The following is a 15,942-nucleotide window of genomic DNA, read 5'->3' as shown; positions in this document are numbered from 1 at the left end:
GACAGAACATGACCACCGTTCTCAAGACCAAAACCATTCTTCTGAGTGCCGCCGCAGCGATGGCGCTCACCGCTTGTGTGCCGGGCGGCTATACCGGGGCGAACAACCCCGACCAGAGCCCGAACGCAAATCGCAATGCCGGTGCGATCACCGGTGCGCTGATCGGCGGCGCCCTCGGCGCGAAAAGCAAAGGCGACGAGAAGCTGACCAAAGCCGCAGCCGGCGCAATCGTCGGCGGCGTGATCGGCGGCGCGATCGGTTCGCAGCTTGACCGTCAGGCACAGGAACTGCGTCGCGACCTGACCACCAACGGCGTCAGCGTCGTGCGTCAGGGCAACCAGCTGATCGTGACGATGCCGCAAGACGTGCTCTTCGCGACCGACAGCGCAGCCGTGCGCCCCGATCTGCAGCGCGATCTGTACACGCTCGCCGGCAGCCTCAACCGCTATCCGGATACCACCGTCGAGGTCGTCGGCCACACCGACAACACCGGCGATGCGGCCTACAACATGCGCCTTTCGCGTCAGCGCGCGCAGTCGGTGGCCAATGTCCTCATCAATGGCGGCGTCCCGAGCTACCGCGTCATCCCGACCGGTCGTGGCGAGGATCAGCCCATCGCGAGCAACCTCACGCCGGAAGGCCGTCAGGCCAACCGCCGGGTCGAATTCATCATTCGTCCGAACAACTAAATCGCTCATCAGAGCGGGAAAAGGGCCGGGAAATCCCGGCCTTTTTTCATTGCCTACCCCCTGATCTGGTCATACATCTTGACCACATGGAGGGGAAAATGCCGTTTCAGAAGATTGAATCCGAGAAGCTCGCGAATGCCGTCGTGCGCCAGATCGAGCAGCTCATCCTGCAGGGCATCCTGCGCCCAGGAGAGCGCCTCCCCTCGGAGCGAGAGCTCTCCGAGCGTCTCGGCGTGTCGCGCCCAAGTCTGCGCGAAGCGGTCGCGGAGCTGCAGGAATCCGGCCTTCTGACGACCCGCGCCGGGGCGGGCATCTATGTCGCTGAAGTGCTCGATTCCGCCTTTTCGCCCGCCCTGATCCGGCTCTTCGCCCGCAACGACCAGGCGCTGTTCGATTACATCTCGTTCCGCCGCGACATGGAGGGACTAGCCGCCGAGCGCGCCGCGCAATGCGGTTCGGACACCGATCTCGAAGTGATCCAGACCCTGTTCTCTCAGATGGAAGCGGCCCATTCAAAGCGCAATCCCACGCAGGAAGCGCAGCTCGATGCGCAGTTCCACATGGCGATCATCGAGGCGAGCCATAACGTCATCATGATCCATATGATGCGCGCGATGTTCGATCTTCTGGCCGAAGGCGTGTTCTACAACCGCTCCATGATGTTCAAGAACCGCGGCACGCGCAGCAAGCTGCTCGACCAGCACCGCGCGATCAACGATGCGATCCAGCGCCGCGACGCCAACTCCGCGCGCAAGGCCATCGCGGCCCATATGGAATTCGTCGAGGTCGAGATGGCGGCGATGCGCCGGGCCGAGCGCAACGAGGCCACCGCGCGATTACGTCTCGAACATAACCGCTGAATAAAGAAAAACCCCGGCCCATCGGACCGGGGTTTTTAATGTCACCCGTAAGGGAAGATCAGTTCAGGCGCTGTTCGACTTCCGAAAGCGAGCTGTCGATCATCGCGGCGCGGTCCGACGCGCTCAGCTGCTTGGCGAGCACATCGCTAGCGGCGGCCACGGCGACCGACACGGCGCGGTCCTTGACCTCTTTCAGAGCCTGCGCCTCGGCCGAGGCGATCTGCTCGTCAGCGGCCTTCAGGCGGCGCTCGATCGAGACCTTCAGATCTTCCTTGGCCTTCTCTGCGGCGGCTTCGGCGTCGCGCTTGGCGGCGGCGACGATCTGATCGGCCTGCCCCTGCACTTCGCGCGCCTTGCGCTCGTAGCTGGCCAGAACCGCCTGTGCCTCGTCACGCAGCTTGCGAGCTTCGTCGAGATCCGAACGGATGTTCGCCGCACGCTTGTCGAGCATCTTGCCCAGCGTCGCCGGCACCTTCGCGTAGAGCACGATGGCCACGAAGATGATGAAGGCGATGGTCACGATGAAATTCGTGTTCCACAGCGAGAAGAACGGACCAGTTGCCGCGAAGGCGGGCTGTGCCGCCACGAGCGGAAGGAGAAACGAGAGTTTCTTCATCGTCTTACCCTTTCAGCCGTTGTTCGACAGCTGCGTTCACAGCCGCTGCGTCCGAGTTGCCACCCAGAGCCGCGACGATCTCGCCGGCGGTATCCTTGGCGACCTGATCGACCGCTGCAAGTGCGCCGTCCCGGATTTCCGCGATGCGCGCTTCCGATTCCGCGGAGCGTGCCGCGATCTCGGCATCTGCCTTGGCGATGGCCGCGTCGAGGTCCTTCTGGATCTCGGCCTTGGTTTCGCCTGCGATCTTCTGCGCCTGAGCGCGAGCTTCGGCCAGAGCTTTCTCGTAAGCGGCTTCGGCCTCTTCGGCCTTGCGCTTGAAGTCTTCGGCCGCGGCGATGTCACCCGCGATCGTGCCCTGACGGTCGGCGAGAACTGCCTCGATCCGGGGCAGTGCGATGCGCGTCAGCAGCCAGTAGATCGCGACGAGAGCGACCAGAAGCCAGAAGATCTGGTTCGGGTAGCTCGAGAAGTCGAGCTGCGGCATGCCGCCCTGCTGCGCGGAATGTGCCGCGCTTTGGGCCGCATCAGCGGCTGCGTGCGCCGTATTTTGCGTTTCGCTTGCCATGTCGTCCCTCGACCCTGATCACAAATCCCCTTGCGGGTCACGGGATGGGCTCCGAATGAGCCCACCCGCCCTCAAGGAAAAGCGTGCTGGATCAGACTGCGAACATCAGCAGCAGAGCGACGAGGAACGAGAAGATCCCGAGCGCTTCTGCGAAGGCGATGCCGATGAAGAGGGTCGCGGTCTGGCCAGCGGCGGCCGAGGGGTTGCGCAGGGCACCCGACAGGAAGTTGCCGGCAACGTTGCCCACACCGATAGCCGAGCCGCCCATGCCCATGCAGGCCAGACCAGCGCCGATGTAAGCACCCATTTGAACGATATTGCCTTCCATTGTCGTAACTCCTTGAGGTTGGAAGTGGCAGAAACTTGGTGAACTGGATCGATCCGCTATCCGGTCAGTGTGCCGGGTGCAGCGCGTCGCGCAGGTAGACGCAGGTCAGGATCGTGAAGACATAGGCCTGGATGAAGGCCACGAGAACTTCGAGCCCGTACATCGCGGTGATCGCGAGGATCGACAGCGGGGTCACAGCGAGGCCGACGCCGGAGAACAGGATCAGCGGCGCGAAGGCGGCGAACACTTTCATAACCGCGTGGCCGGCCATCATGTTGCCCGCAAGACGAATGGAGTGGCTGACGGGACGCACGAAGTAGGAGATCACCTCGATGATCGCGAGGATCGGGCGCAGCGCCAGCGGGGCCGAAGCCACCCAGAACAGGCTCAGGAAGCCCGCGCCGTTCTTGACGAAACCGATGACGGTCACCGCAACGAACACCGCGACTGCCAGCAGACCGGTCACCGCGATATGCGAAGTCGTGGTGAAGCCGCGCGGCAGCAGGCCGAGGAAGTTCGAGAAGACGATGAACAGGAAGACCGTGAAAATATAGGGGAAGAACTTCAGCGCGTCCTTGCCCGCCACGTCCTCGACCATCTTGTGGATGAAGCCGTAGGACAGCTCCGCGATCGACTGGGCGCGGGAGGGCACCACGGCGCGGCCACGGGTGCCGATGACCAGCATGAAGAAGATCGCCAGAACGGCAATCGCCATCCACAGCGTCGCATTGGTCGGCGTATACCAGTGAACCGGACCCTCGCCGAAGAGGGGCTTAACGATGAACTGATCCATCGGGTGGAAGGTCAGTTCACTGCGCATTTCCTGTTCAAGATTTGCCACGGTCGTCTTCCTCTTCATCGGCCATGTCGGCCGCACGCTCTTCGTTCATTTCCTTGGCCGAGCGAAGCATCACCTTCACCCCGGCCGCGAGCCCGAGAAGCGTGAACAGCACCATCATCCAAGGCATCGTGCCAAGCAGCACATCAAGCCCGTATCCGATGCCGAAGCCGATCCCCAGCCCCGAAACCATTTCGATCACCATACGCCAGGCCATGTTCGCCTGGGACAGATGATGATCGGCACGTTGCGGAGGCGGTTCTTGCGTCTTTCTCACTGCCGCAAGCTTCTTCTCAAGCGCTGCGAGGCGCTCGGGATCGGGCTCGTCGGAGCGGTGATCAGGCATGGTTCGGCCCCCACTCAGGTCCCAGCCGTGATAGCCGCGCCCCCAGCCTGAGTCAATTCCGGATAGCCCCTTGAAGACACCGCGCAACCCATTGATCCGTAACGATTTTGAAAATAGGCATCAAATTCGCGCCGCGCCAAGCTCACGGGAATGCGAGCAATGGCATATTCAACCGATCGGTTGACGTTTGTCGCGTACCGCCCCATCAAGGAGCGATGCTACCGCCGCCCGCCCCTTCTCTCGATGCGATCTTCGCCGCGCTCGCCGACCCGACCCGGCGGACGATCCTGACGATGCTGCTCGAAGACGACATGGCAGTGACCGACGTGGCAGAGCCCTTCGAGATGTCGCTCGCCGCCGTTTCCAAGCACCTCGCGATCCTGACCAATGCCGGGCTGATCTCGCAGGAGAAACGCGGCCGGGTGAAATGGTGCAAGCTGGAGCCGCTCGCAATGTCTGCCGCGACGACATGGATCCAGGGCTTCGGCCAGTTCGAACCGCTGGACTTCGATGCGTTCGAGAAATTCCTCGAAACCGAACTCGCGCAGGTCGAGATCGAACCTGTCGAGCCCTTGGAGACCGGGCAAAGCGACGCGCCGTCGAACAACGCGCCGCAACCCGATTAAATCGAACCCGCCTCGACCATGTAGTTGTTCGCGGTGCACATAGCCGCATCGTCGGACGCGAGGAACAGCACCATCCGCGCGACATATTCCGGCTGGATCAGATCCGGAAGGCATTGATTGCGACGATGATCCTCCAGCGCCTCGGGCGTCGCCCAGAGTGTTTTCTGCCGATCCGTCATGATCCAGCCCGGCACGACCGTGTTGACCCGGATACGATGCCCGCCCAACTCGCGTGCCATCGTGCGGGTCAAACCGTGCACTGCCGCTTTCGCCGTCGCGTAGGCCGGGAAACCGCTGCCGGCCTCCCACCACGAATTCGAGCCCATATTGATGATCGACCCCGCCCCTTTCGAGATCATGTCCGGCGCAACCGTCTGGATCGCGAAGAACATGTGGCGCAGGTTGGTGTGCTGGCGTTCGTCCCAGTACTCCGCATCGATCTCGCGCCAGTCGTGGCGGTCGTCGCGCGCGGCATTGTTCACCAGAACTTCCGCGGGGCCGATCTTCTCGCGCAGCTGACCCAGCGCCCCCTTCATCGCGGCGATGTCGCGCAGGTCGCACAGCTCGTACTCGACGCCCAGCCGTTTCGCGACCGCCGCACTCCCCTCCGCATCGCGGTCGAGAAAGCCGACCTTCGCCCCCTGCGCGGCGAAGCCTTCGACGATCAGCGCTCCGATCCCGGAGGCGCCCCCGGTCACGATCACGGATTTGCCCTTCAGGCTCGGATAAATGGCGAATTCCGGCATCTGTTCCTCCTCTTCTCGACGGGAGCATCGCGCCCGGGGTCGCGACTGTCCAGCCGGTGGCGGCGCGGCCCGCGTCACAAATCCTTCGCCCCTGCGTCAGCGGGCTGTCACAGCCCGGCGTATTATGACGCCCGAAGCGCCCCGAGCCGACGGTCTGCCGCCCGATGCACCGCGCCACCCTCTGGGCCTTCGTCATATCAAGTCTACCTTGGGGGTATATATGCCACGTCCTTCCCGTTCGATCACGCTTTGCGCGGCGCTCGCTGGCGCCGTTCTCTCCACTGCCCTGTTGGCTCCGGCCCATGCACAATCCGCCTCCGACGCGGGCGTGCTGAAGGTCGCGCTCTGGGGCGACGAGTTCTACAGCAAGGACCCGGAGGAAAAGGCGAACTGGATCGACCAGACCGTCGCCTCGATGAACGCACACGATCTCGACTTCACGATCTTCGCCGGCGACACCAAGAGCGGCAGCAGCGAGTGCACCGATCAGGCGATCGGGGCGGACGTGCAGGCGATCTTCAACCGCCTCGACATGCCGACACTCTACGCCCTCGGCGACAATGAATGGGTCGACTGCCACCGGACCAACAACGGCAGCTACGACCCGGTCGAGCGGCTGTCCTACCTGCGCAAGACCTTCTTTGCTGCCGCGAAGTCGCAAGGCCAGAACCCGATCGACGTCGAACGTCAGGGCACGCCGGGCGAAGCTTACAGCGAGAACAGCCGTTTCGAGCGCGACAACGTCATGTTCGTGGCCCTCAACGTGCCGGGCAGCAACAACAACCTCGTCGTGACCGACAAGCAGTGCACCAAGAAATCCGACCGCACGCAGGCCGATTGCGATGCCGCAACCGCGGAATACGAAGCCCGCAATCCGAAGAACGTCGAATGGCTCAAGGAGTCCTTCGCGAAGGCGCGCGAGAATAACGACGCGGGCATCCTGATCGACATTCAGGCCGACATCTTCTTCCCGTTCGAGCTAAGCGACGGCGGCTACGAAGAGGATTTCCTTCCGACCCTCGACGACAAGAACGGCTTCACCGACTTCTACAAGACTCTCGTCGAGGAGACGCATAACTTCGAAGGTCAGGTCCTGCTGGTCCATGGCGACTCCCATTACTTCAAGGTCGACAAGCCGATGATCCAGCCCGATGGCCGCAGCACCGCGAACTTCACCCGCGTCGAGGTCTTCGGCAGCAGCGACAACAGCTGGGTCGAGATGACGGTCGATCCGAAATCCGACGCCGTGTTCTCGTTCCAGCCGGTGGTGCTGAAGCAGTAAGTCGCAGCTGCAGCGGAACAGGGCCGCCTCTCGAGCAGCTCACTCCGCCATATCAGCGACGGGCGACGGTTCATTCGTCGCCCGTGTTCCTTTTCCATCCTCAGCGGCGCGAAACGACGCACCCGCAATGTGAAAAGGCCGCCCCCGATGGAGCGGCCCTGATCTTTCGCAACGGCGACAACTTATTTGTGGTTGTCGTCTTCGTCCTCGTCCTCGTTGTCGTCGGGCAGGTTGAAGAAGCTGTCCGCGTCCGAATAGTCGGCATTGTCCGCGGTCTCTTCCTCTTCCTCGGTCTCCTGCTTGAGATCGGAGGAGGAGAAGTTCTCCAGGCCGGCGATGCCCGAGGGCAGACGCGGTTCGTCGGGCATGCCCAGCGACTGCTCGGTCGAGACCAGCTTGCGGCGCTCGTCATCGCTCATCACGCCTTCGGCGGCGGCTTTCTTCGCGGCCTTCTGCACTTCGATATCCAGTTCCGACTGGCGGCAAAGACCCAGCGCGACCGGATCGATCGGGGTCATGTTCTGGATGTTCCAGTGCGTGCGCTCGCGGATCGACTGGATCGTGGGCTTGGTGGTGCCAACGAGACGCGCAATCTGCGCATCGGCCAGTTCCGGATGGAATTTCACCAGCCACAGGATCGCGTTCGGACGGTCCTGACGCTTCGACAGCGGGGTGTAGCGCGGGCCGCGACGCTTGTCCTCGCCCAGCGCCGCCTTGTTGAACTTCAGCTTCAGCTTGTGCAGCGGGTCTTTCTCGGCCTTGTCGATCTCTTCCTGATCGAGCTGGTTCGAGGCGACCGGATCGAAGCCTTTCACGCCGGTGGCGACGTCACCATCGGCGATGCCCTGTACTTCCAGCTCGTGCAGGCCGCAGAAATCCGCGATCTGCTTGAAGCTGAGCGTCGTATTGTCCACCAGCCACACGGCGGTGGCCTTTGCCATCAGGGGCTTGTTCGTCATTGCAGCCATCCTTTACATATCTCTCCCGGGCCGAGAAATCGGCTGCGGCGCGAGATTTCCCTGCCGCGGTCCATTTCTGGAAGGGGAATTGCCGCCTCATATAGTCAATCGCGCGTCAGGAGAAAAGAGAAAATGACTCGTTTGAGCCTTCTGACCGCAGCCCTGCTTGCGCTTTCGACCCTCACATCCAGCGTCTCCGCCGAGGGCGAGCGCGCGGGCGATTTCGACTATTACCTCCTCTCGCTCAGCTGGTCGCCCACGTGGTGCGCGCTGACCGGCGACGCGCGCAACTCGCCGCAATGTGACCCGGCGGAGTATCGCGGCTTCGTGCTGCACGGGCTCTGGCCGCAATACGAGACCGGCTGGCCCAGCTTCTGCCGCACGCCGCAGCGCGATCCGTCGCGCCAGCAGACCGCAGCGATGGAGGACCTGACCGGCGCGCCGGGGCTGGCGTGGTACGAGTGGAAGAAGCACGGGCGCTGCTCGGGGCTGTCCGCCACGGATTACTTCGCGTTGGAGCGCAAGGCTTACGAGAGCATCGAAATTCCGCGCGTGCTGGCGAACCTCGACCGCGACGTAAGATTGCCCGCGAAAGTGGTCGAGCAGGCGTTTCTCGAGGCCAATCCCGGCCTCGATGCCGACGAGATCACCATCACCTGCAAATCCGGACGCATCCAAGAAGCGCGCATCTGCCTGACCAAGGAGCTGGAGCCGCGCCGCTGCGGGGCCGATACGATCCGCGATTGCAGCCTGTCGAACGCGCTGATGGAAAAGGTGCGCTGAGGCGCTATTCGTCGAGCGGCGGCTGACGATCTTCCAGCGTCGGCAGCTTGTGTGTCGCCGCGACGTCGTGACTGTGATCTTCCTCCAGCTTGCCCGAGGAACAGATCCACGCTTTCGCCTGCTCGAGCTCGCTGAGATGAAACAGCTTGACCGTGCCGGGGATCATCGGCGCGAAGGCCTGAATGCCCCAGCGGATCCAGTCGACATCGCTGACCAGCACCACGGCGGCGAAATCGCCCAGATGCGACAGGCCCAGCTTGGTGTCGTCCCATGCTCCCTTCGCAGTGTAGCCGTCGAATTCTTCCCCGATGATATAGAGCAGCTTCACCTTTCCCTCGGCGGCGATCTTCTTCTCCACCGCCGGGATGAGGTGTTTTTCGTAGGCTTCCGCACCGATCGTGCCTTTGGCTTCGAAAGCCAGCACATCCGCCGGAAATCCATCCAGAAATTCAAAGCGTCCTTCGCTCATGACCGCCTCCCCTCGTTGGTTCGCGCGCCCGCAAGCATACACCCGGCGCGCGCTTCACGAAAGTTCAGCCGCCCGCAACTTCCAACACGATCTTGCCAATATGCTGGCTCGTCTCCATCCGGGTATGAGCTTTTGCGGCCTCGGCCAGCGGGAAGCTGCTGTCATGGATCACCCGCAGTTTGCCCGAATTGATCATCGGCCAGACATTGGCGTTCAATTGCCGCGCGATCTCTGCCTTGGCCGCAACCGATTGCGGGCGCAGCGTCGCTCCGGTAAGCGTCAGCCGCTTCGCCATGACCTGCGCAAAATTGATTTCAGCCTTCGGACCGGCGAGGAAAGCGATGAAGACCAGCCGCGCGTCATCGGCCATCGCCTTGATGTTGCGCGCGATATAGTCGCCGCCCACCATGTCGAGCACGAGGTTCGCCCCGCCTTCGGCCTTCAGCACGTCGACGAAATCGCCGGTCTTGTAGTTGATCGCGGTCGCGCCGAGTTCTTCGCAGACCGCGCATTTCTCCGCTGACCCGGCGGTGGTGAACACCCGCGCACCCAGCGCCGTCGCGATCTGGATCGCGGTGGTGCCGATGCCCGACGAGCCGCCATGCACGAGGAACCGCTCGCCCGCCTGCAAGCCGCCGCGCATCACAACGGTCGACCAGACGGTGAAGCAGGTCTCGGGAAGGCAGGCCGCCGATTTCAGATCGAGCCCGGCGGGCACGGGTAACGCATGTTCCGCCGGGCAGGTCGCGTATTCCGCGTAACCGCCACCGGGCAGCAGCGCGCAGACCTCGTCGCCAATCTCCCAATCGGTGACGCCCGGGCCGATCGCCGCGATCCGACCCGAGCATTCCAGCCCCGGCAGATCCGACGCGCCGGGCGGCGGATTGTAGGCGCCCGCACGCTGCAGCGCGTCGGGGCGGTTCACTCCGGCATAGGCCACCTCGATCAGGATCTCGCCATGTCCCGCGACCGGCACGGCGCGGGTCACTTCCTTCAGTACCTCCGGCTTGCCATGTTCGGAAATCTCGACGCAGCGCATCTCGGTCGGCATCTCGACAGGCTCCATCACTGCGCCTCCCGACCCGGCATGTCGGCATTGCCCTTGGGCGCACGGATGCCGCCAAGGAGTTTCGGCAGGAAGGGCAGCTTCATCGCGGCCCCCTTCACCTTCTCGAACTGCATCACATCCTCGATCCGGCGGTCGAGGAAGGCCCAGGTGTCACCCTTGCCCTCGCTCTCGTCGCCCATCCAGTAGAGCACCGTTGAGCTGTAGACCCCCGAAAGCGTCATCCGCTTCGTGTACCAGTTGTAATCCTCGCTGACATCACCCAGCGCGCGCCAGATCTTGTCCGACGTTTCCCAGATCAGCTTAGAGCCGGTCGTGGCGTTCTGCGGCAGCGCGAAGATCGCGGCGCCACGGCGCACCAGCTCCGGATCGGCCTCTTCCAGACGGAAGCGCACGGCAGTCGCGATCCGGTCGCGGAACTTCAGTCCCGACAGATCCGCCTCTTCCAGACGCCTGAGCATTTCGGCATCGCCCTCGCGGTGATAGGCCACCGCCAGATCGACGGCACCACGCGGACACACGACCCGCGCCAACCCCGGATCGAGCCCCAGATCGGACACTGCGAGCTTGAAGGCAGGCTCGGACCAGCCATCGAATGGGACATGCGGCTTGATCGCCGCCAACAGCTCGGACCGCGTGCGTTCCATATCGAGATGGTCGTTTTTCATCGCGTTTCCTCTCTCAGCTTTGACGGTAGACAAACCGCCTTTTGGTGACTATATGGAGCGCTCCTGCAAGCAACTGCAACTCTAACTTAGGAAGGTGGTGACACCACATGCAGGTCAGCGTTCGCGACAACAACGTCGAACAGGCGCTCCGTGCTCTGAAGAAAAAGCTTCAGCGCGAGGGTGTGTTCCGCGAAATGAAGCTCAAGCAGCATTTCGAGAAACCCTCGGTCAAAAAAGCGCGCGAGAAAGCCGAAGCCGTCCGCCGTGCCCGTAAACTGGCACGTAAGAAGGCTCAGCGCGAAGGCGCGCTCTAAGCGCACCGCTCCGCGTCTGAAAAGGCGCCTGAAAATGCTGGCGGGCTTGCCCGCACCGATGACCCCCGAGGCTTGGCCGCGGGGGTTTTTGGTTTCTGGAGGACACCGCTACAAGAAAGCGCAATCGCCGCCGCTTTGATCTTGCCTAAAGCGCTGCGCCCCCTACCCTAGCGCCAGCACTTCGCTCTGGCGGGAACCGCTTTCAAATGTCCGATATCCGGCCCGTCCTGCACCTCTTTGGCCTGATCGTCACAGCCCTCGGAACCGCTATGCTGGTGCCCGCGGCGCTGGATTTCAGCGACCTCAACCCGAACTGGCAGGACTTCCTGGAAGCGGCGTTCGAGACTGCGCTGATCGGGGGCGCTCTCGCGCTCGCGACCCGCACCAAGAGCGCGAGCGGGCTCACCACGCGGCAGGCCTATCTGCTCACCGCGGCGATCTGGCTCGGCCTGCCGATCTTCGCCGCCCTCCCTTTCATCGAAGGCGCACCGCGCGCGACCTGGACGAATGCCTATTTCGAAGCCGCCTCGGGCATCACCACGACCGGCTACACCGTCTTCGAACATCTCGACACGCTGCCACGCGGTGTCGTGTTGTGGCGCGGGATGCTGAACTGGTTCGGCGGGCTCGGGATCGCCTTCGTCGCGATGATCTTCCTGCCGGTGCTCCGCATCGGCGGCATGCGTTATTTCCAGGCGGAAGGCTTCGACACGCTGGGCAAGGTCATGCCGCGCGCCCATAACATCGCGCGCTCGCTGCTCTGGGTCTATGTTTCGCTGACGCTGGCCTGCGCGATCAGCTACACCGCCACGGGCATGACCTCCTTCGACGCGATCTGCTACGCAATGGCGACGATCGCGACCGGGGGCTTCGGCACGCATGACAGCTCCTTCGCGAACTTCTCGCCCGGGTCGCAATATGCGGGCGTCGTCTTCATGCTGGGTTCGGCCTTGCCCTTCATCCGCTATGTCCAGCTTGGCCGAGGCGACCTGCGCCCGTTCTGGCACGACCCGCAAATCCACGCCTTCTTTCGTTGGTTCGGCCTCGCGCTCGCGGCACTCCTGATCTGGCTCTACACCCACGCGCCCGACGGGATCGAGCCGACCTTCCGTTCCGCCGCTTTCAACCTGTCCTCGATCATGACCGGCACCGGCTTCGGCACGGCCAACGTCTCGAATTGGGGCAGCTTCGCGATGGTGCTGGCCTATTGGGTCGGGCTGATCGGCGGCTGCACCGGGTCCAGCTCGGGCGCGCTGTCAGTTTTTCGCTGGCAGGCACTCGGCGCGGTGATCCGCGCCGCCGTGCGCCGATTGCAGATGCCACATCGAGTACTGCAGCCGCGCCTCGGCGAAAGGCTGCTGGAGGAAGACATCCTCTCCTCTCTGATCCTCTATTTTACCGGCTACATCCTGACGCTGGGCCTGATCTCGGTCGGGATTTCGATGACCGGGGCCGATTTCGTCTCGGCCATCTTCGCGACCTGGGGGGCTCTCGGCAATATAGGCTACGGGGTCGGTCCGCTGACCGATCGCACCGGCACGATGATCGACTTCAGCGACACCGCGACATGGCTGCTGACGCTCGCAATGCTGCTCGGCCGGATCGGTATGCTCGCGATCCTCGTCGTATTCCTGCCGCGCTTCTGGCGTGCCTGACTCTCAGACCGGCATCGCCGTGGTCGAGACCACGCATTTGAGCGAGAAACTCGACTGGATCTGCGCCACGCCCGGAATGTTGGCCAGCTTCGCCCGGTGCAGCCGCGCAAAATCCTCGGCATCGGCGGCGACCACTTTCAGAAGGTAATCCGCAGCCCCCGCCATCAGATGACATTCGAGCACCTCCGGGACCTGCTGCACACCCTTCTCGAAGGCATCCAGAACCTCGTCGGCCTGACTGGACAGCTTGATCTCGACATAGACCGTCGTCGTCCGCCCCAGCTTGCGCGGGTTCAGCAGGGCGACGTAATCGCGGATGTAACCCTCCTCCTCCAGTCGCTGCACCCGCCGGTGACAGGCCGAGGGCGAGAGGTTCACCCGCTCGCTCAACTCGGCATTGGAGATTCGCCCCTGCCGCTGCAAAACCTCCAGCAACCGACGATCTGTCGCGTCCAGCTTGTCGCTCATGCAAAATCCTGCCGCTATTCACGTATTTTATCGAAGATACGAGCGGCCCACCCCATCCACAACCGCCAAATGGCAAAGCACTTGCTTGTGACGGAGCGCATACTGGTCGCAGGACGTTTCCATGTTTTGGAGGAGGACACGCGATGAAGATCGGAACCGTACGCGAAATCAAGGCGCAGGAATTCCGCGTCGGGCTGACCCCGGCCGCGGCGCAAGAGGCGGTCGCCCATGGCCACGAAGTGCTGGTGGAAACCGGCGCAGGCCTGGGCGCGGGTTTCAATGACAGCGATTACGAGGCCGCCGGCGCGAAGATCCTCGGCGATGCGGCAAAGGTGTTCGCCGAGGCCGAGATGATCGTGAAGGTGAAAGAGCCGCAGGCCTCCGAGCGCGCGATGCTCCGCGAAGGCCAGCTTCTGTTCACCTATCTGCATCTGGCCGCCGACCCGGCGCAGACTCATGACCTGATGAAATCGGGCGCGACCTGCATCGCCTACGAGACGGTGACGGCGAAGGACGGCACCCTGCCGCTGCTCGCGCCGATGTCCGAGGTGGCTGGTCGCCTCGCGCCGCAGATGGGCGCGTGGACCCTGCAGAAGGCCAATGGCGGGCGCGGTGTGCTGCTGGGCGGCGTGCCCGGCGTGTCGCCCGCGAAGGTCGTCGTGATCGGCGGCGGCGTCGTGGGCACCAACGCCGCGCGCGTGGCTGCCGGGATGGGCGCGGATGTGACCGTGCTCGACAAGTCGCTGCCACGCCTGCGCTATCTCGATGACACGTTCGGCGGAACCTTCCGCACCGCCTATGCCTCGAAAGCGGAGACCGAGGCGCTGGTCGCGGCCTCCGATCTGGTGATCGGGGCGGTGCTGATCCCCGGGGCCGCCGCCCCGAAACTGGTCACCCGCGAAATGCTCAAGACGATGAAGCCCGGCGCGGCGATCGTCGATGTCGCGATCGATCAGGGCGGCTGCGTCGAGACCTCGCACCCGACCACCCATGACGACCCGATCTACGAGGTCGAGGGCATCATGCATTACTGCGTGGCCAATATGCCCGGCGCGGTCGCGCGCACCGCGACGCTCGCGCTGTCGAACGCGACCCAGCCCTTCCTGCTCGCATTGGCCGACAAGGGATGGGAGCGCGCCTGTGCCGAGGATCCGCATCTCGCGGCGGGGCTTAACGTCCATGCCGGCAAGGTGACCTATAAGGCAGTGGCCGAAGCGCTCGACTTGCCGTTCGACGCGCCGGACGCGGTGATGCACGCGGCCGAATAAAGGCCACGACGCCAAGAACAACTGCACCCATGACGAGGACGGCCCGGCGCTTTGCCCCGGGCCGTTCTTCTATCTTCAGGCGGCGCTGCGCGCCGCGCCGTCACTTCCGAAGTGCGTCGCGAATTTCGAGCAACACGTCGAGCTGGCTCGGACCGGTATGCACCTCGGGCGCGACATCGTCCGGCTTCTCCGCCGCAGCCTTGATGCGGTTGACCATCTTCACCAGCATGAAGACCACGAAGGCGATAATGAAGAAATTGATCACCGCCATCAGGAACGCGCCATAGGCGAAGACCGAGGCACCCGCCTTGCGCGCCTCTTCAAGGCTCGCCCCGGTGGGAACCTCGCCGGAGAGCACAGCGTAGTTATTCGTGAAATCAACGCCTCCGGTGAACAGACCGATGATTGGGTTGATGATGTCGCCGACCAGCGAGGTCACGATGGCGGTGAAGGCCGCGCCGATGATGATGCCCACCGCCATGTCCATGACATTGCCCTTGGCGATGAAATCCTTGAATTCCTGAATCATTCCAGCCCCTCATTGCGATGCGCGTTCTGCGCGACGACAGGCTACCACGATCTTTGCGTCTGCATAGCCTCAAGCAGCGAGCGCGAGGCAGGCTTGCCGGTTTCGTTTTAGCACAACCTTCGGCGTGCATCCTCGACAAGGCGGCGGGCGACCTGCGCCGCCGTGGACACCGTGTCGCCGCCGGAACGGGACGAGAGAGGCGCGGCGACCGGCAAGGCCGCGAAACCGTCGCTGAGCCGTGCGCGCGCTTCCTGTCTGGCGATGTCGGCGATGGCGTCTGCATCACAGCGGAGCGCCTGCTGGATTCGCTCTGCCACCCCCGAGCAGGGTCCCGCCCCGTCGCCCTCAGAGGGACAGTCAAAGCCGCAGGCACAGCCGAAATGCTGGGGCATTTGTGAGATATTGCGCAGACGCCGCTGCGCAGCACGGATGCGATCGCAGGCCGCATCGCGTTGGTCGGCGCGCAGGGCAAGCTCCAGCGGCATGGCCTCTGCCACGGTCGCCCGCTCCTCCTGAAGCCCCTCGGCCGCCGTGCGCAGCGCCGCCGCAGTGTCCGCCTCCGCCGTTTCGGCATCGTCGAGGCAGCCCGAAATCATCTCGTCCAGGAAGGCGACCCGATGCCGCGCGATCAACTCGGCGGCCTCGGCGAAGGCGAGATCGGACACCGCCTGCCGTAACTCCTCCAACGCGCGTTCGACCGCGCAATCGCCCGGCCCGTGCAGCGCAGTCAATGCGCGCTGTTCAAGCGCGAGTGACGCGGACCCGAATTCCTGTCCAACCATGGCGGCATCCCCTTTCTGGTAACCGCTTCAGGCTGGCACAACGGAATGAACGAAAGGTGAACTTTCACTCACCTTTCGCCGC

General features: G+C 63.6%; 21 protein-coding genes. 8 read left to right on the top strand and 13 right to left on the bottom strand.

The window, feature by feature from the left end:
• The first annotated feature begins 8 nt into the window (after window positions 1-8).
• Together B6V72_RS03870 and B6V72_RS03865 are read left to right on the top strand one after the other, a co-directional pair.
• Window positions 9-689, top strand: a complete 681-nt coding sequence (locus B6V72_RS03870) for an OmpA family protein (RefSeq protein ID WP_075773903.1) — start codon at window positions 9-11, stop codon at window positions 687-689.
• A 98-nt stretch (window positions 690-787) separates the two neighbouring features.
• Window positions 788-1,549 (top strand): FCD domain-containing protein, encoded by a 762-nt coding sequence (locus B6V72_RS03865; protein ID WP_075773902.1) that lies wholly within the window; start codon window positions 788-790, stop codon window positions 1,547-1,549.
• A 58-nt stretch (window positions 1,550-1,607) separates the two neighbouring features.
• On the opposite strand, the gene B6V72_RS03860 is transcribed toward B6V72_RS03865, so the two are convergent.
• The 5 genes from B6V72_RS03860 to B6V72_RS03840 form a co-directional block, all read right to left on the bottom strand.
• Window positions 1,608-2,165, bottom strand: coding sequence for a F0F1 ATP synthase subunit B (locus B6V72_RS03860; protein WP_088734756.1), 558 nt, complete (start codon window positions 2,163-2,165; stop codon window positions 1,608-1,610).
• A gap of 4 nt (window positions 2,166-2,169) precedes the next feature.
• Entirely contained in the window at window positions 2,170-2,733 is a 564-nt protein-coding gene (locus tag B6V72_RS03855; RefSeq protein WP_088734754.1) for a F0F1 ATP synthase subunit B', read from the bottom strand.
• A 91-nt stretch (window positions 2,734-2,824) separates the two neighbouring features.
• A complete protein-coding gene (locus tag B6V72_RS03850) occupies window positions 2,825-3,061 on the bottom strand; it encodes a F0F1 ATP synthase subunit C (RefSeq protein WP_038144344.1) in 237 nt (78 codons plus the stop codon).
• 64 nt (window positions 3,062-3,125) lie between these two features.
• The gene (locus B6V72_RS03845; RefSeq protein WP_233243003.1) at window positions 3,126-3,881 is read right to left on the bottom strand and encodes a F0F1 ATP synthase subunit A; all 756 of its coding nucleotides are present in this window, start codon (window positions 3,879-3,881) and stop codon (window positions 3,126-3,128) included.
• 7 nt (window positions 3,882-3,888) lie between these two features.
• Complete coding sequence (locus tag B6V72_RS03840) at window positions 3,889-4,245, bottom strand: AtpZ/AtpI family protein (RefSeq protein ID WP_075773898.1); 357 nt, start codon at window positions 4,243-4,245, stop codon at window positions 3,889-3,891.
• A 215-nt stretch (window positions 4,246-4,460) separates the two neighbouring features.
• Between B6V72_RS03840 and B6V72_RS03835 the strand changes: the two genes are divergently transcribed.
• On the top strand, window positions 4,461-4,871 hold the full coding sequence (locus tag B6V72_RS03835; RefSeq protein ID WP_088722268.1) for a metalloregulator ArsR/SmtB family transcription factor: 411 nt from the start codon (window positions 4,461-4,463) through the stop codon (window positions 4,869-4,871).
• Here the strand turns inward: B6V72_RS03835 and B6V72_RS03830 are convergent.
• Entirely contained in the window at window positions 4,868-5,617 is a 750-nt protein-coding gene (locus tag B6V72_RS03830) for an SDR family oxidoreductase (RefSeq protein WP_088734752.1), read from the bottom strand. The genes B6V72_RS03835 and B6V72_RS03830 overlap by 4 nt on opposite strands.
• Window positions 5,618-5,837: 220 nt before the next feature.
• Here B6V72_RS03830 and B6V72_RS03825 point away from each other — a divergent pair, with 220 nt between their 5' ends.
• Window positions 5,838-6,899 carry a hypothetical protein gene (locus tag B6V72_RS03825; RefSeq protein ID WP_088734750.1) on the top strand — a complete coding sequence of 354 codons (1,062 nt, stop codon included), beginning with the start codon at window positions 5,838-5,840 and terminating at the stop codon, window positions 6,897-6,899.
• 182 nt (window positions 6,900-7,081) lie between these two features.
• On the opposite strand, the gene B6V72_RS03820 is transcribed toward B6V72_RS03825, so the two are convergent.
• Complete coding sequence (locus tag B6V72_RS03820) at window positions 7,082-7,858, bottom strand: cell cycle transcriptional regulator TrcR (protein WP_075773894.1); 777 nt, start codon at window positions 7,856-7,858, stop codon at window positions 7,082-7,084.
• A gap of 132 nt (window positions 7,859-7,990) precedes the next feature.
• On the opposite strand from B6V72_RS03820, the gene B6V72_RS03815 reads away from it, so the two are divergent.
• Window positions 7,991-8,641 (top strand): ribonuclease T2, encoded by a 651-nt coding sequence (locus B6V72_RS03815; protein ID WP_088734748.1) that lies wholly within the window; start codon window positions 7,991-7,993, stop codon window positions 8,639-8,641.
• Window positions 8,642-8,645: 4 nt separating this feature from the next.
• Here B6V72_RS03815 and B6V72_RS03810 read toward each other — a convergent pair whose 3' ends face one another.
• The 3 genes from B6V72_RS03810 to B6V72_RS03800 form a co-directional block, all read right to left on the bottom strand.
• A complete protein-coding gene (locus B6V72_RS03810; RefSeq protein WP_088734746.1) occupies window positions 8,646-9,110 on the bottom strand; it encodes an STAS/SEC14 domain-containing protein in 465 nt (154 codons plus the stop codon).
• 64 nt (window positions 9,111-9,174) lie between these two features.
• Complete coding sequence (locus B6V72_RS03805) at window positions 9,175-10,161, bottom strand: NAD(P)H-quinone oxidoreductase (protein WP_088735084.1); 987 nt, start codon at window positions 10,159-10,161, stop codon at window positions 9,175-9,177.
• Between the two features lie 14 nt (window positions 10,162-10,175).
• The gene (locus B6V72_RS03800) at window positions 10,176-10,844 is read right to left on the bottom strand and encodes a COQ9 family protein (protein WP_077701322.1); all 669 of its coding nucleotides are present in this window, start codon (window positions 10,842-10,844) and stop codon (window positions 10,176-10,178) included.
• 107 nt (window positions 10,845-10,951) lie between these two features.
• Here B6V72_RS03800 and rpsU point away from each other — a divergent pair, with 107 nt between their 5' ends.
• The gene (gene rpsU / locus B6V72_RS03795; RefSeq protein ID WP_011748553.1) at window positions 10,952-11,158 is read left to right on the top strand and encodes a 30S ribosomal protein S21; all 207 of its coding nucleotides are present in this window, start codon (window positions 10,952-10,954) and stop codon (window positions 11,156-11,158) included.
• 206 nt (window positions 11,159-11,364) lie between these two features.
• Complete coding sequence (locus B6V72_RS03790; RefSeq protein WP_088734744.1) at window positions 11,365-12,813, top strand: TrkH family potassium uptake protein; 1,449 nt, start codon at window positions 11,365-11,367, stop codon at window positions 12,811-12,813.
• A 3-nt stretch (window positions 12,814-12,816) separates the two neighbouring features.
• Here B6V72_RS03790 and B6V72_RS03785 read toward each other — a convergent pair whose 3' ends face one another.
• Window positions 12,817-13,281 carry an Lrp/AsnC family transcriptional regulator gene (locus B6V72_RS03785; RefSeq protein ID WP_075773891.1) on the bottom strand — a complete coding sequence of 155 codons (465 nt, stop codon included), beginning with the start codon at window positions 13,279-13,281 and terminating at the stop codon, window positions 12,817-12,819.
• Window positions 13,282-13,424: 143 nt separating this feature from the next.
• Between B6V72_RS03785 and ald the strand changes: the two genes are divergently transcribed.
• Entirely contained in the window at window positions 13,425-14,549 is a 1,125-nt protein-coding gene (ald, locus tag B6V72_RS03780; RefSeq protein WP_088725415.1) for an alanine dehydrogenase, read from the top strand.
• 100 nt (window positions 14,550-14,649) lie between these two features.
• Here the strand turns inward: ald and mscL are convergent, their stop codons facing one another.
• Both mscL and B6V72_RS03770 read right to left on the bottom strand, forming a co-directional pair.
• Entirely contained in the window at window positions 14,650-15,078 is a 429-nt protein-coding gene (mscL, locus tag B6V72_RS03775) for a large conductance mechanosensitive channel protein MscL (RefSeq protein ID WP_075773889.1), read from the bottom strand.
• A 107-nt stretch (window positions 15,079-15,185) separates the two neighbouring features.
• Window positions 15,186-15,860, bottom strand: coding sequence for a hypothetical protein (locus tag B6V72_RS03770; protein WP_088734742.1), 675 nt, complete (start codon window positions 15,858-15,860; stop codon window positions 15,186-15,188).
• Between the last annotated feature and the right edge of the window lie 82 nt (window positions 15,861-15,942).

Origin of the sequence: Thioclava sp. F34-6 (assembly GCF_002213235.1) — a bacterium.
Taxonomy (GTDB): Bacteria; Pseudomonadota; Alphaproteobacteria; order Rhodobacterales; family Rhodobacteraceae; genus Thioclava; species Thioclava nitratireducens.
This window is presented reverse-complemented; position numbering and strand designations above follow the sequence as displayed.

What these genes read in the sequence shown, in the direction of transcription:
- B6V72_RS03870 (WP_075773903.1), top strand. Translation starts at nt 9, where the DNA reads ATGACCACCGTTCTCAAGACCAAAACCATTCTTCTGAGTGCCGCCGCA.
- B6V72_RS03865 (WP_075773902.1), top strand. Translation starts at nt 788, where the DNA reads ATGCCGTTTCAGAAGATTGAATCCGAGAAGCTCGCGAATGCCGTCGTG.
- B6V72_RS03860 (WP_088734756.1), bottom strand. Translation starts at nt 2,165, where the DNA reads ATGAAGAAACTCTCGTTTCTCCTTCCGCTCGTGGCGGCACAGCCCGCC.
- B6V72_RS03855 (WP_088734754.1), bottom strand. Translation starts at nt 2,733, where the DNA reads ATGGCAAGCGAAACGCAAAATACGGCGCACGCAGCCGCTGATGCGGCC.
- B6V72_RS03850 (WP_038144344.1), bottom strand. Translation starts at nt 3,061, where the DNA reads ATGGAAGGCAATATCGTTCAAATGGGTGCTTACATCGGCGCTGGTCTG.
- B6V72_RS03845 (WP_233243003.1), bottom strand. Translation starts at nt 3,881, where the DNA reads ATGCGCAGTGAACTGACCTTCCACCCGATGGATCAGTTCATCGTTAAG.
- B6V72_RS03840 (WP_075773898.1), bottom strand. Translation starts at nt 4,245, where the DNA reads ATGCCTGATCACCGCTCCGACGAGCCCGATCCCGAGCGCCTCGCAGCG.
- B6V72_RS03835 (WP_088722268.1), top strand. Translation starts at nt 4,461, where the DNA reads ATGCTACCGCCGCCCGCCCCTTCTCTCGATGCGATCTTCGCCGCGCTC.
- B6V72_RS03830 (WP_088734752.1), bottom strand. Translation starts at nt 5,617, where the DNA reads ATGCCGGAATTCGCCATTTATCCGAGCCTGAAGGGCAAATCCGTGATC.
- B6V72_RS03825 (WP_088734750.1), top strand. Translation starts at nt 5,838, where the DNA reads ATGCCACGTCCTTCCCGTTCGATCACGCTTTGCGCGGCGCTCGCTGGC.
- B6V72_RS03820 (WP_075773894.1), bottom strand. Translation starts at nt 7,858, where the DNA reads ATGACGAACAAGCCCCTGATGGCAAAGGCCACCGCCGTGTGGCTGGTG.
- B6V72_RS03815 (WP_088734748.1), top strand. Translation starts at nt 7,991, where the DNA reads ATGACTCGTTTGAGCCTTCTGACCGCAGCCCTGCTTGCGCTTTCGACC.
- B6V72_RS03810 (WP_088734746.1), bottom strand. Translation starts at nt 9,110, where the DNA reads ATGAGCGAAGGACGCTTTGAATTTCTGGATGGATTTCCGGCGGATGTG.
- B6V72_RS03805 (WP_088735084.1), bottom strand. Translation starts at nt 10,161, where the DNA reads ATGCCGACCGAGATGCGCTGCGTCGAGATTTCCGAACATGGCAAGCCG.
- B6V72_RS03800 (WP_077701322.1), bottom strand. Translation starts at nt 10,844, where the DNA reads ATGAAAAACGACCATCTCGATATGGAACGCACGCGGTCCGAGCTGTTG.
- rpsU (WP_011748553.1), top strand. Translation starts at nt 10,952, where the DNA reads ATGCAGGTCAGCGTTCGCGACAACAACGTCGAACAGGCGCTCCGTGCT.
- B6V72_RS03790 (WP_088734744.1), top strand. Translation starts at nt 11,365, where the DNA reads ATGTCCGATATCCGGCCCGTCCTGCACCTCTTTGGCCTGATCGTCACA.
- B6V72_RS03785 (WP_075773891.1), bottom strand. Translation starts at nt 13,281, where the DNA reads ATGAGCGACAAGCTGGACGCGACAGATCGTCGGTTGCTGGAGGTTTTG.
- ald (WP_088725415.1), top strand. Translation starts at nt 13,425, where the DNA reads ATGAAGATCGGAACCGTACGCGAAATCAAGGCGCAGGAATTCCGCGTC.
- mscL (WP_075773889.1), bottom strand. Translation starts at nt 15,078, where the DNA reads ATGATTCAGGAATTCAAGGATTTCATCGCCAAGGGCAATGTCATGGAC.
- B6V72_RS03770 (WP_088734742.1), bottom strand. Translation starts at nt 15,860, where the DNA reads ATGGTTGGACAGGAATTCGGGTCCGCGTCACTCGCGCTTGAACAGCGC.